Origin of the sequence: Mesomycoplasma ovipneumoniae (assembly GCF_033343935.1) — a bacterium.
Classification (GTDB): Bacteria; Bacillota_I; Bacilli_A; order Mycoplasmatales; family Metamycoplasmataceae; genus Mesomycoplasma; species Mesomycoplasma ovipneumoniae_G.
This window is the reverse complement of record NZ_JAWPGQ010000010.1, coordinates 1-14,567: the sequence shown is the minus strand read 5'-3', so window position 1 is coordinate 14,567 and position 14,567 is coordinate 1. Positions and strand designations below refer to the sequence as shown.

At 28.7% G+C, this 14,567-nt stretch carries 8 protein-coding genes; 3 read left to right on the top strand and 5 right to left on the bottom strand.

The window, feature by feature from the left end:
* Positions 1 to 28: 28 nt before the first annotated feature.
* The 4 genes from mip to R7X45_RS02835 form a co-directional block, all read right to left on the bottom strand.
* Positions 29 to 2,497 (bottom strand): Ig-specific serine endopeptidase MIP, encoded by a 2,469-nt coding sequence (gene mip, locus R7X45_RS02850; RefSeq protein ID WP_318055833.1) that lies wholly within the window; start codon positions 2,495 to 2,497, stop codon positions 29 to 31.
* 23 nt (positions 2,498 to 2,520) lie between these two features.
* Positions 2,521 to 4,236, bottom strand: a complete 1,716-nt coding sequence (locus tag R7X45_RS02845) for a putative immunoglobulin-blocking virulence protein (protein ID WP_318055845.1) — start codon at positions 4,234 to 4,236, stop codon at positions 2,521 to 2,523.
* Positions 4,236 to 4,688, bottom strand: coding sequence for a hypothetical protein (locus R7X45_RS02840; protein WP_318055832.1), 453 nt, complete (start codon positions 4,686 to 4,688; stop codon positions 4,236 to 4,238). The genes R7X45_RS02845 and R7X45_RS02840 overlap by 1 nt, the downstream gene beginning before the upstream one ends.
* A 789-nt stretch (positions 4,689 to 5,477) precedes the next feature.
* Positions 5,478 to 6,959, bottom strand: a complete 1,482-nt coding sequence (locus tag R7X45_RS02835) for a hypothetical protein (RefSeq protein WP_303571463.1) — start codon at positions 6,957 to 6,959, stop codon at positions 5,478 to 5,480.
* Between the two features lie 477 nt (positions 6,960 to 7,436).
* On the opposite strand from R7X45_RS02835, the gene R7X45_RS02830 reads away from it, so the two are divergent.
* The 3 genes from R7X45_RS02830 to R7X45_RS02820 all read left to right on the top strand — a co-directional run bounded on the left by R7X45_RS02830 (position 7,437) and on the right by R7X45_RS02820 (position 12,870).
* The gene (locus R7X45_RS02830; protein WP_318055831.1) at positions 7,437 to 8,732 is read left to right on the top strand and encodes an ATP-binding protein; all 1,296 of its coding nucleotides are present in this window, start codon (positions 7,437 to 7,439) and stop codon (positions 8,730 to 8,732) included.
* An 894-nt stretch (positions 8,733 to 9,626) separates the two neighbouring features.
* Positions 9,627 to 11,126, top strand: a complete 1,500-nt coding sequence (locus R7X45_RS02825) for a hypothetical protein (protein WP_318055830.1) — start codon at positions 9,627 to 9,629, stop codon at positions 11,124 to 11,126.
* Positions 11,098 to 12,870: a hypothetical protein gene (locus R7X45_RS02820; RefSeq protein WP_313359683.1), complete on the top strand. Its 1,773-nt coding sequence runs from the start codon at positions 11,098 to 11,100 to the stop codon at positions 12,868 to 12,870. The genes R7X45_RS02825 and R7X45_RS02820 overlap by 29 nt, the downstream gene beginning before the upstream one ends.
* A gap of 325 nt (positions 12,871 to 13,195) precedes the next feature.
* Here the strand turns inward: R7X45_RS02820 and R7X45_RS02815 are convergent, their stop codons facing one another.
* A complete protein-coding gene (locus tag R7X45_RS02815; protein WP_318055829.1) occupies positions 13,196 to 14,431 on the bottom strand; it encodes an IS256 family transposase in 1,236 nt (411 codons plus the stop codon).
* Positions 14,432 to 14,567: the final 136 nt, after the last annotated feature.

The window sequence follows — 14,567 nt, the reverse complement described above, 5'->3', positions numbered from 1 at the left end:
CAACAAATGCTTTTTATATTATTTTCAACTAATTTCAGTCACCAAAAACATCAACTTTTTGCGAGTCTTCAAAGCCATTTGGGAAAAGATAAGTTTTAATTCCTTTATCTTTATAAAGTTGCTGCATTGCTTGAAAATATGATTTTCGCTGGTGTTTTGAACCATAAATTAGGTCATATTTTGGTAAATTATACTGTCCATAATAACCTTTATAGTCATTTCCATATGATCTTAAATTTAAACTAACGGCAGTTGAAGCCCGCGGATCAGTTGCAAAAACTAATGAATATAGTTTATTATCTTTATATATTCCGGTTCCTGACATTCCTCCACCACCGGTGAAATTATCAAGCAAAGTACCTAAACCTCAAAATAAATAAGGAGTATGGCCAAATTCATTTTTTGATGGATCAAATTTAGTAATTTTAATAAAACCATTACTTACATAAGGCATTGCAATAAAAATATCAGTTAGTCCTGGCTTGTTCATAAATGAGCGATAAGATCTTGACCAAGAAAGATCACCACCATTTTGCCACTGTTGACTAGTTGGATCTTGGTTAAAATAGAGGCCAGTGTCTTTATTTACATAAGGACTAACGCTATGTTTTCTTGATTCTCAAGCATTTTTATTTTTGAACTCATTTAAAGTTTGATTTGTTTCAGCCTCTGTAAGTGGAAAACCTAGACCATAAAACTGATTTGCTGGCAGTTTTTCATATTGTTCATCTTTTAAAAAGTCAGCATCAGACGTAATTGCTGTTGATTTGTCGTTAGTTTTTTGGTCTTGGTGTTCATCATACCAGTCTTTTGTGATTGTTTTTGCTTGCTCTTCGTTGTCAAAGGTGACTTCCATAATTGCAAAATCAAGCAATTCTTGCATATTTTTGTATTTTGCTTGATCTGTAAAGTCGCCTAGTTTTTTGTCAAAAACATTTGAACCAAAGACAATTGTTCTAACATTTAGTTCAGCATTTTGTGGAATTTGTTGATTATCAAGTTGCTCATCATTTACAGCAAAATTTTTTGAACTATCAAGTTTTTTCCCGGCATTATGAATGTTTGTATTTTTTGTTCGTACGGTAAGATTGACTGTATCATAATATTGTTCGTGCCGCGGTTCGCCAGTTGTTGGCATTATATTATTTAGACTAACAGAATTTTTAATTTTTGTAAAAACCAAACTTCATGTGTTATATTGACGGTTATGAGTGTTATAAGCATCATCATCACGGCCATAAATTTTATCTTTATGATAATCATTTGCAACTTGAAGTCGATTTAAAACGTGTGCATTTGTAATAAAATACCAAGTTAAGGGATATTTATTGCCATCTTCCTTTTTATAGTCAATAATATTTAGAGTCCCTCTGTGCAAATTATTAAAATGAACTATTTCATTAGGAGGCAAATAATCAGGCTCACCCTCTTTTCCGTTGTGGGTTCTTAAAAATTGACCATTTCTAAAAGCAACAGAAATTGCACTTTTTGTCAATTTTTTATATTCTTGGTTTGGTAAAATCCGTGGCAAACCAACTCTTCCAGGTCCGCCTCTTAAAACTTGTCCACTTTGGGGATCAAGATGAATTGCCGGGGAAGTGTCACCTTTATGATGTTCGGGAATATCAATTCCTGTTATGTTTCCAGAATTGTCATATTTTGGCAAGACAAAAGTTCGCTGCGAAGCATTATCATATAAAGGTTGATTTGCTTGCTTGGCTTTTTGATCTAAAGCTGATTTTAAATTTGAAGAGACTTTTTTAGTTTTTCCAAGTGGATAATCACTAAGTCCATCAGGGTCATCAAGACCGATAACTTTAGCTCCGCCACCACCGTATTTTTCAAGGTAATATCTTCATTCATTATCAGGAAAATCATATTTATATTGATCTTCAACAGTTCGTTTTCCATCTTTTACAATTGCTCAATTTTGACCTTTTGGGGCAACAGTATTTAGTTGTTCATAATATTTATTAACTCGATCTTCGGGGATTTCAGGCTGGCTTTGCCGGGGTAATTCTCTTGCTTTTTCAATTGGTTTTAGAATATCTAAAAAAGATCCAATTATTAATTTAGTTAAATTATCAGTTTGGTAGTTAGTTTTTTCGAGCTGAAAATCCAAAGTTTTTTTGGCACTATCTCAGTCAATTTGCTTTTTTTCTAAGTCTTCATTTTTAAATAATTGAGACAGTGAAGACTTAACTTCATCAAGAGTTTTTGCAAGATTTTGGTAAGAAGTCTGTGATGAGCTAGCTTCAAAAGTTGAATAAGCAGTGTTTATTTTGTCTTCAAAACTTTTTTGGGTGTTTTGATCAAATTTAGGCTGTTGAGTTTCAGTGTTTGATTGACCGCTGCCCCCTGGTTTTGGATCTTTTTTTGGCTGCTCAACTTTAATTTCGTTGTTAGTTGTACATGAATAAAAAACAAAACTGCTTAACCCAAGTCCAAAAAGTAAGAAAAGTGCTTTGTTTTTTACTAAAAAATTACTTTTTTTCATATTTCACCTCCAAAAAAATTAAATTAGACAAGCCCAGAAGAACTTGAGCTGTTTTGACTGCCAACAAGAACTTGAGCTGTTCCAATTGTTGAGCCAATTTGTCTTCTTGCTTCTTCAGTTTCTACAAAAATTTGGCTTATATTATTTCCTGATCCATTTGCAACGCTAATGAATTTGCGTAGTTGTTCGATTGAGTCGCCTGTTGGTGATCCAGAAATATAAACAGGATAAGAATTAATTTGTCTTCCGTCAATTTTTACATCAACTCTTGGGCTACTTCCAGGGACAGATTCGGAAAATCTTTCAGTAAATTGGGCACCGTCAAGATCAGAAAATTTAAAGTTTAGGCTGTTTGATCCATTAGAATTTGAACCTTTAATTATTAATTTGGTGAACTTTAATTTTCTAAAGCCAGTATAATTTTCCTGAGCAAATGGGTCATCTTGCCAATTTTTAACTTTTTCGTTAAAAGTTTTGTCAAATTGATCAAATTTTATGCCTTTAAAAGTATTTACATCTGTTTCTGAAAAATCAAGTGTGGTAGGCCAACCACCTTTTCCGGCAAAATTTCCTTGGAAAACTCGTTGATTAATTTTTGAGTCAAAAACTATCGAGAGACCCTCGTTAATTTTTTCAACGGTGTCACCTTTTTCTCATCTTAGACCTGAAAAAACTATTGAACCACCGATTTTTCCTTGAGATCGATCAAAAGTTGCTTGATTATTATAGTCAAAACTAATAAAATCAACATTTTTTAGACCATTAGGATTAATACTTCATTCATCACTAACTGAATTAATTTCTGTATAAATTGACAGTTCTTTTAATTTTTTATTTTCAAGACCCCGTAAAGACTTAGTGGCATTTATATTATTTAAAAATACTGAAACTGTATTAATTTGACTAGGAATGGCCCCGAGAATACTTGATGCATTTTGTAAAGAGTTAGCTTCGCCAATATTTTTTATTCTTATAGCTTGAACTTTGCTGTCCTTTTGCGAAATTTTTGCCATAATTTCTTGAAATTTCTCAAAAGCTTTGTTGTCATTAGCATCAAGTTGAATTAATTTTAAAGGCTGGCGACTTTTATCTTCATTATCTGAATTAGGCTTGTATTCATAAACCTTAATTGAATTAGTAAAATTGCTACCTATTTCTGAAGAAAACTGGGAACTTACATCTGATTTTGTTCAGCCAGGAAATTCACCATTAGAAATATTTCACGGACTTAAAGAATACCAACTTGGAGTATTAAAAGTACGACTTTGGTTATGTTTTTTTAGTCTATTTAAAGTTGGATTTTTACTTTCATCTTCATATTCTCAGACATTAATCGAATCAAGCGAAGGAACCAGGCCTTGTCTAAGTGATTTTAGCTCTTGCAAAGTGAGGGAAGTTTTTTCTGGAAGATTTTTTAAATATTCTAAATACTGTTTTTCGCGATTTAAATTATATCTAGGAAGATCAATTTGTCTTTGATAGGCTTCTTTTCAGAGGTCGCGTCCTGCTGCAGTTTTAGGAATTTTACCGCGAATATGATCTTTATCAAAATCTTCTTTATATGAGCGTTCAATTTCATTAACTTCAGCTTGCAGGTTTGCAACTCGAGATTCAATAGTTTTTATTTCGGCAGCAAGACCTTTTTTATACCTTTCAAGGGCATACTGAATTCTTGACTGAGAAACGCCAGGAACCGGATTTTGGCGAGTTGTCGGAACTGGTGATGAATTTTGAACAATTACTGGTGATCTAGTTTGAGTATTTGGGGTTGAAATCTCTGCTGGTTTCCTAGGAGAGAGAGAGAGAGAGAGAGAGAGCGACGTGGCGTCGAAATTTTCTGAATCGGAGTTTCTTTTTTGGTTATAACTACCGGATCTTTTATTTTTGTTTCTTTAGGAATTTCTTGTTTAATTATTGGTTTGGGTGTTTCTTCTTTTGGTTTAACTAAATCCACTTTAGGTCCGTTATTTTCTTGGGGTTTAAAATCAGAATTAACAACCGGTGAGACATAAGTTAAATCATTTGGATTATTTTTAATTACAATTGAAGGAGACGAAGAACTATAGTGAATTTCATTACTGGAGCTAATAAAATTATTAACTAAGGAACTAGCAAAAGAACCTCCAACTAAAACCATAGCGGATGAGGCTAAAATTATTAATTTTCTTCTTCTTGGAACATAAATTTGCATATTTCCTCCTTATTACTTTTCATATAGGATATAATAATTATACAAATTTTTTATTTTAAAAAATAAAAAAGATACTACAAATTTTGAATTTGTTAGTTTATGTAGTTTTAATTGTCCTTTTATTATTAATTTAATTATTTTTGCCAAAAACAGTCAAATTAATAATTTTCTCTGTATTTTTTTGAATTTAAGAAACACCTCTTAGTGATATTTTGAAATGCAGAATTTTAAAAAAGTGGTGCCTAGTAAGAATCAATATGCCAACTTGGTTTTTTAAAATGTGATTTTTTATAGAAAGTTTAGATATACAATAAAAATTTTAAACTATTAATAATTTTTTTCAAGTAAAAATTAGTATTTTGTACAAAAAGAAGTTCAAAAGGATTTAAATTTTGCCAACTTATTGGCAGTTTTTGCTGGTTGTTTAGTCATTTTAATGTTTTTTAAAAAGATTTTTCTGAGTTTTCTAGTGGTCTAAATATTTAAAATAGGTGTGATTTTTATTTTCATATCTTAATAAAACAGTAAAAAAATTGTAATTAACTTTTGCCAAAAAAATTAAAAAATTACCTAAAAACAGAGACTTTTTTAAGATTAGCTCATCAAACTGGGAAACTCGCATAATTTAGGAATTTATGTTATTTGTATACAAAGAGTCAAGTCCCCACACAACCTAAATTAATTTCTCCAAATCTTTTAAAATGAACATGATAGAAAAAATTAACTAAAGTGTACAATCAAAACTATAAATGAAAAACTATTTGTCTGATTTTTTCTACTAATTTAAACCTATACGTCGTTATTTACTGTTTGTTTGTCTTTTTCTTCGTATTTATCTAAATAATTGTTTTTTAAATCTTCAATTAGTTCAAGCCGGCTAACGTTTTTATCAAAAACAATATTCTTATCCTTAGGAAAAGCCAAGATTTGGAAAGCCACTTTATCAAAACTAGATTCAGGGCTTCTAACAAAATTTAGTGTTAAATCCGTTTGAAAAATTGTTGTCAAAAAAATATTATTATTTTCCGTTTTTCTAAGAAGTAATTTTTCTCATTCCACTCTTCTTGGAACATCAGCAGGATCCGGTATAGGGTCGGGAGTCAATCTTCAAAATGATTCATAACCAATTCGCTCCCAAGTTTCGTAAATAAAAATATTGTTATTTTTTAGAAATTGATCAAGTTTTTCGCCTTTTAGAAATTTCTGTTCAAAATCAGAAATTAAATCATTTTGGTCAATTTTTAATTCAGGATCTAATTTTAAAATTCGATCAATAATTGTTGCCTTAAATTCGTCAATATTTTTAATAATTGCATGTTTTTTTTGTAAAAAACTGTTAGATCAAGGATTAATTTTATCCGTAATTAAATCAAGAATTTTTGGCTTTAAAGTTTTAATATTATTAATTTTTTGGCTAAAATTGATAATACTAGACATAAAAAAGGGTGAAGAAGTACTAATCTTGTTTTTTGGCAAATTGTACTTTTTTGCGAGTTTATTATAAATTTTTCTAGCTTCTCTTTCAGTTAATATTTTCAATTTTTTGTGTTCTTCATAATCTATAATGTTATCGCCGGTGTAAATTCCTCCGTCAATCTCCCTAAAAGTGATTGTTTTATTTTTAGGGTAAACTATAACATTAAAAAAAGGCGAATCATCAAAATTCATAGCGGGTTGAACTAATGTTCCTTCTATAACATAATCTGGTACAAGTCTTGTGGCTATAATGTTTGAAGAACCATTTTCTTCAAAATAATAATGGCTAACACGAGTTTGCATTCAATATTCGCCACGCTCCATTATTATAATATTGTTTTTTTCTAAGACTTTTTCAAGAAGATCTCCTTTTAGAAATTTGTCTTCAAATTCTAACTTGAGTTCAGAAGTATTAAATTTGGCAAAATTAGGATTATTTTTTATAATTTCTTCTGTTCTATTAACAATATTTTTTTGAAATTGCTCTAAGTTTTTGATTGTTATTTTACTTTTTTCGCCAAGGAATAAATATTTGTCCCGTTGTTTTTCGGGCTGATTATAAAACATATTTAAGGCAGAAAAAGTACCGCTTTTTGCATTAAATTCTTCATAATGTTTCGCTAGTAAATTTAAAAAATAGTAAGAATTATAATTTGCTGGATTGTTAATTCCGTCATCTATGTTAAAAATTTGTTTACTAATAAAATGAATTAAATTTCCACAGGAAGTTAAAAAAAATGTCGGGATTAAAAGGGTTGTTCCCAAAAGTTTAGTAAGAATTAGTTTAGTTTTCATTGTGTACCAAATAAGAAAGTGCTAATTTGTCATCCACCGAATTTTCAAAAACGGAAGATCTATGATTTCTAACATAAATCCGATAATAGGCAAATTCGTTTGATCTAAAATGGATTTTATTACTAAAGTTTACATAATACCAATACTATTTGTTATTAATTCAATTTTATTTTCTATCTAACTTATATTAGCTAAGAAATTTCTAAGTCATCTTTTTATTCTTAATTAATTATATCAAAAAATAGTTGTGATTCAATAAAAGTTGTTATAAAAACTAATTGTCTGAAATTTTTCTACTTATTTATCTTTTAAGTATTTTCACAAATTTAAATTAAATATGTTAGATACATTGAAATAAAAAGGTGGAAATCCACCTAAATTCTTCAAACTATTACTAACCATAAGTTTATTTATGTTAAAATTATTTTGAAATAAAAAAGTGGAAATCCACCTAAATTTTTCAAGTGAGGTAGCAAAATGATAATAAAACGTGATTTTTATCTAAACCAAATAATTGATAAAAAAGAGAATGACAGAATCAAGATTATTACTGGCATAAGAAGATGTGGAAAATCATATTTATTATTCAATTTATATCGTGATTACCTACTTAGCAGCGGAATTAAAGAAAATCAAATTATAACAATTGCTCTTGACCAAATTGATAATATCGAATACCGAAATCCATTTAGATTACATCAATATATTAAGCAAAAAACAAAAAATATAAACAAAATGTACTACATTTTCATTGACGAAATTCAATTATCCGAAAATTTATCAAATCCCTATATTGAGACTAATGAAAAAAATATAACCTTTGTAGATGTGCTTTTAAGTCTTATGAAACATAGTAACTTAGACATTTATATTACTGGTAGCAACTCTAAAATGCTTTCATCAGATTTACTGACTCAATTTAGAGACCGCGGAGACCAAGTGCATGTAAATCCTTTATCTTTTGCTGAAGTTTATGAATTATTTGATGACAAATTAGAAGCTTTTGAACATTATTTTGTATATGGTGGTATGCCACATATTTATAAATTGCAAAATGATGAACAAAAAAGTCATTATCTAAAGCAGTTATTCAAGCAAACGTATATTAAAGACATTCTTGAGCGCAACAAAATACATAATGAGCAACAAATACTTGAAATCCTGCTTGACTTTACATCTTCAAATATTGGTTCTTTAACCAACCCCTCTAAGCTTGCAAAACGTTTTTTGTCAGAAAAACAAATACACATATCATCAAATACAATATTTAAGTATCTTAAATTTTTTGAAGAATCTTATATTATTAAATGCGCTTATCGCTACAATGCAAAGGGTTCTAAATATTTTTCAACCCCACTTAAATATTATTTTTCAGATATTGGGCTAAGAAATGCAAGATTGAATTTTCGCCAAATAGAAAACACTCATATAATGGAAAATATAATCTACAATGATTTACTTCGAAGAGGATACAATATTGACATCGGTGTTGTAGAACATGAATTTAAAAACGGCTCAACAAGAAAAAAAGTTCAGCTTGAAATAGATTTTGTTATAAATAAAGGCCACAAAAGATACTATATTCAATCAGCATTTAATATTGACAATTTAGAGAAAAAAGAACAAGAAATAACCTCACTTAAAAAAATAAATGATTCATTTAAAAAAATAGTTATAGTAAGAAACAAAATAATTCCAAAACACGATGAAAATGGGATTTTATACATCGGTTTAGAAGATTTTTTACTTAATGAATCAATAATAGACTTATAATTTTTAAATAACAACTTATTATTTAATAAATTTCTAAAGCAATCAAAATGCTTTGATACTTAGTGGCATTTTGATTTTTAATTTACTAAATCTAAACTTTAATTCTCTAATTATGCAGCATAAATTAATAACTTAACTATAATAAAATGATTATATCCCGAGTTTCCCAGTTTGGGGATATAATCTTAAAACAGGTCCGGTCTTGGGCGCTTTTTTAACTTTTTTGGCAAAAGTTAATTACATATTTTAAAACTCTGGTAAAAATCAATTTATTGATAAAATAACAAAAATCATAAAAAAATGCAACTACTATTTAAACTCAATGCAAATAGAAAACTCGTTTTTATTTGCAGCGAGCCTAAAAAAACATATGAAGTTTTGAAAGAACAATAACCAAAAGCCTTAAATTTATAGATTTCTAAACGGTTAAATTTAAGGCATACCATTATATTTAAAATATAATGGATAATTCGCATTTTCTGATTTTTTTATGGCAAAAACATCCTTGATTCCCCCTTAATTCAATATCAAAATTTATTAATTTATTCTTAGTTAGACTTATTATAACACAATTTTATTTTAGACAAACATTTTTTTTTTTTTGCAAAATCTTAATTTCAAAATAATAAAGATTAAGATTTTAGCGTCAAAAAACGTGAATTTACCGGGTATTTTTGCATATTTATATTCACTAAAAAGTGAGTTTTTTCCATCAGCTGGGAAAGTCAGGAAAATATGCCTGAATTTTAGTCCAGTTTATTTTTAGCCACTGATTAGCATAATAACTTATTCTTTTAAAACACATTTTTTAGGTATTTTTCCTAAAAAATTTTTAATATATAGTATAATCAAAAAAATAAAGAATTAATATTGTATATAAAAAAAGGAAAAAACATGAAGAAAAAGTTAAAGTTTTTTAAGTTTATCACTAACATTGTCGCTTTCACTTCACTTACGCTAAGTGTTTTTGGGCCGCTTTGGCATTTCCAAAATACAAAAAGCTATTCAGATTTTAAACTTGAAACTCGTGATATAGATCTATCAAATTCAAAAAAACCGGTAAATTTTGATGATTTAGTCCAAATTGTTTCGGCGAAAAACCAACAAAATTCGCTTGTTATTAATGCAAATATTAAAAATACCCAAACACGTCTAAACAAAACAAGTACTAATTCAGACTCTCCCAATCTAGATGATATCCAAATTCAAATTAATCAAGAAGGTGAGGTAATTTTAAATAGTGCTTCACTTGAATTGGTTAACAAAAAAGCTGAACTCTATTTTGAAGAAGGTATACCAAAACTAAAATTAGAAGGTTATGTTTTTGACTTTAGAGAGCTTAAAAATCAAACTCGAGTTGAAAAAACCTTCTTTTTCCTTCCCGCTCTTATTGCTTCTCTTCCATTTATTGTAAAAGCTGCTGCAGCTGTCCTTGTCACATATGCAGTTTCCGCAGTTGCCCAACCAACTATGGGAACTTTTCCAAATGTTGCTGGTGTAGGTGCATGATATGGGGGCGGAGGAAGTTACTATCCGTCAGTTGGTTATAGCCCTGTTTCTCCATCAGTTGGTTATAGTCCTGTTCCTGCGCCAACTGATAATAACCCCATTACTGAAAGAACTGAAAGCTCAATTGTGGTTGACTTAGATAAATTACCAAAAGCAAAAGGTGAGCCTAGTCTTAAAGAAATAGCAAATGTAGCGGCTTTAGAACTTTCTATTGTAAAAGCAAAAGATAAGGAAAAATTAAGACAATACACTGGAATCCATCCTGCCTGATTTTTTAATTTTCACAATGAAAAGTTAGAACCTCATTTTGTTATTAGTAAACAAGCAATTCCAGAACCTGCAGCCTGACTTTTAGCGGTTGGAAGTTTGCTAGCCCAATCAGAATTAACCAAAATTATTATTAATAACTTGCTACCTAGTTCAGTAAAAGATAAAATGGATAAAAAAGACCGTGAAAATATGGATAAGAAACTAAAATCGCCTATTGATTTTTATTCATATAATCAATCAGTTATGAAAAATTTGGCTATAAAAACAAAATATACAGCAAATTTAATAGTAGGAAATAAAGGACCAAGAAACCCAAATTATAATTTAAATAATGATATCGGTTTTACTAATGATCGTTTTGTTGTTGGAAAAGGCCTAGCTAGTGATGCTATTAATTGAACTGACCCTAAAAATGAGTTTGATATTAAACTAGATGATAGTGATAATAAAAAATCATACATAAAAATACTTTTTCCCAGTTATCATGTAAGGAGAGTAAGAATGATAGGGAAAAAGCAAAAGGGCATAGAGAAGGAATTTATACCAAGAGAAGAAATGTTAAATGTTGAAAAGGTGCATTTTTTATATGGAGATGCAATTAGATTTAGTAACTAAGGCAAAAAAACAGTTAATTAAACTAAAATATATAGAACTTAATATTAAAAGTCGTTGTTCAATTGGCAATATGACTAGGGATGATGTTGATTCAAAGTCTGATTGTCATTACAAGGATTATCTATTTCCAGATTTTTTATACAATTATCTTTATAATGACTTTAATCCTAATCCAATTGAAAGAATTATTAGCTTAAATTATAAGCAAGAAGATTATGTTTATAATTTAAAACTAGAAGATATCCCAAAAAGTGTGTTTTTTTCCAAAAAACTCAAAGATTTCCATTTTCATAACGATATTAAGTGTTTAATTGGCGACTGTCACCACGTTGAATATTGTGAAATAAAGGAAGAAGAAGAAAATGTTGTTTATAAATCTGATCTTTATTCTGCATCTGCTTTACGCGATGGTAAAGCTTTTAAAAAAGTTGTTGTTGTATTTGAAAACTTTGATGATATTGAAAAATGCGAATTTTCAATTTCTTATCCTGCTTATTTTTGAAAAATATTTAAATCAAAAAGCAGATTGAGAGAAATTGAAGCTTTAATTATTAAGGAAATCCAGGAAAGCGTTCCTTATGCAAAGCCAAAAAATTTAGCACATTATGGCGAAAAAATCTTTGATTTTTTATCAAATAGATATGAATATAATTCAGAGTTTGTAGATATAAATAAAGCATATTTAGGACAAAATGTAGAAAATATCTACAATTTATTATTAAAAGAGAATTATAATTTTAGCGAAAAAACACAAATTCAACCAATTCAGAACGTATTTACTTTTGAAACTTATGAAAATTTGCTTAAAAAATTTGAAAAATACGGGATTAAAAAACTTAACTTAAATATTGAAAATCGTGATAAATTTATTCTTAGTTGATTTGATAAATTTGGTCCAGAATATCGAAAGTATTGTAGCGAACTTTTTGGTAAAGACGGCAAAAATTATTATGATAATGTGAATAATTGGACAAATAAAATCGAATTAATCTATTTGTTGCAAATTTTATTTGGCCCTAAATATGAATTTGAAGATCTATATTTTTCCCTTAATGAACCTGATTATTTCATTCTACCAAGTTGGGCGAAATTAAAACTTGAAAATTTCGAAATTTTTTACTTTGGCGGGCAAGAATATGGCCTTTTTGATGAAATAATTGAACAATTTGACTCAAAAAAGCCAGTTTTTTGATTTCAACCACTTTATTACTCCGCCTATGGAGCAGGCGAATCACGAATTTTGCCAATTGCAATAAAAAATTTCATTTTATTGTATGTTGATGGTCAAAAAATTTATTACTGATTTGGACATTCAAATTTATATGATGATATTTATGGAGGTAAATACGAAATTTTAAAATATTATTTCAAACAAAAATTGGTCAAACTTGAACAAGATATTTTTCTTCGTGATGGCCTGGATCCGGCGTTCTTTGTTTCTAGATCACCAAGGCAAATTGATTTAGATAAAAATGTGATCGAATCATCTATGGAAGAATTAATTTTATATCGGGATGCGTTGAATAAATATCTAAAAGAAACAGACCATGAATTTGAGTTTTTTTGACGCTTTCTAGAAAATACTAATTTATATACCCAACAAGAAAAAGAATTAATTTCAGAAGTACACGGTCCTTTTACTTGAGATAATGATGATAGAACTGAATATTATGAAGAACTTGCAAGAGTAGATTTTCGCGGTAATAAAAGTAAAAAATTTCTTGAGATAGAAGGCGAATCGTAGATCTTTTTGTTAATTAATAAATTTAATGATAAAAAATTTAACTTTATTTTTAAAATTTTTAACTTGTTTTTTACATTCCTATTTATTTAAAAATAGCAATTTTGTTAGTTGAATTTATATTGACTTGCAAAAATGTGCCTCCCGAGTTTCCCGGTTTAATAAGATATCTTAAAAAAGTGTCCGGTTTAAACTAGGACAAAAAAAATTAACAGTTTAATATTATTATAACATCATAGCATATTGCTGGGGAGTGTTCATAATTTTGTGTTTTAAATTTTTATCGATTTTTCAAATAGAAATGCAATCTAATTTAATTTTACATTATTTATAACCGATTAGGGAAAATAATTTCTAATTGTTTTTTAATCATGAATCAATTTCTTACCTTTTGTCATTTTATAGATGCGTTTTGGAGAGTTAAATAAGTTATTTTTGAAAGGTAATTTACACTTTGAATTCCGCCTTTTGTTTTTGTATTTTTCCTAATTAATCTATTCATTGATTCAATTAAATTTGTCGTATAAATTGCTTGCCTCAATTCATATGGATATTTAAAAAATGTCGTTAGTTCAACGAAATTTGTATACCAAGACTTGATAATTGAAGGGTATTTTTGGCCTCATTTTTCTGCAAATTTATCAAGATTTTGCATTGCAAATTCTTGATTAGCTGCTTGATAAATCTTTTTCATATCAAGGACAAACTCTTTTTTGTCTTTGTTAGTAACTTTTAAAAGCGAGTTTCTAATTTGGTGAACAACGCATTTTTGAACATCTGCTTGCGGGAAAACTGCTTCAATTGCTTGAGTAATTCCACTTAGATTATCGCAAGAAATTATTAGAACATCTTCCAACCCGCGAGTTTTTAGTTCGTTAAAAACATCAAGTCAATTACTTGCTGATTCGGTATTTTTAATCCAAAACCCTAGTGCTTTTTTATTTCCGTACCAATCAATTGCAAGAATAAGATAAAGTGATTTTTTGACAAAAACACCGTTTTCTTTAACATTAAAAAACATCCCATCAATGTACAAAATTGGATAGGAATTCTCAATTTTTCGCGATTTTCACTTTTCAATTTCAGGCAATAATTTGTCAGTAACTGAAGAAATTCAGGCATTACTTATTTCTTTTTTATAGATACTTTTTATTGTGTTAACAATATTTTCATATGACATTCCTGATGCAAAAAGTGAAAACACTTGCTCTTCAATATCGCCTAAATTTGTTTCGTATTTACCAGGTAATTTGTTCTCAAAAGTGCCATTTCGATCTCTTGGTATTTTTAGATGAAAATTATTACTATCATAATTCACAGTTTTACCCGAAAATCCGTTTCGCTTATTCGGTCTATGCACTCCTTTTTTGCTTCGGTTACTTTTTTCATAGCCTAAATATTGGCTTAATTCCGCCCTTAAGAGCGCCTCAGTAAAAGTTTTAAACATATGCGAAATTTCGTTGTGAAAATCTTCTTTTTTTAATTTTTTATAATCAGCGTATTTGTCAACAAGTTTTTCAGCTTCTAACTCAAATGGGGATAATGTTTTTTTTTGTTTTTTCATATTTTTGTCCTTCATAATAAATTTTATCAAAATAGACTTACTATAAAACACAAAATATTTAACATTACCTATTGCTGTGGTGTTTTTCAATTTAAAATTGATTGAATTCTATAGTTGTTGTATCAAAATATATAAT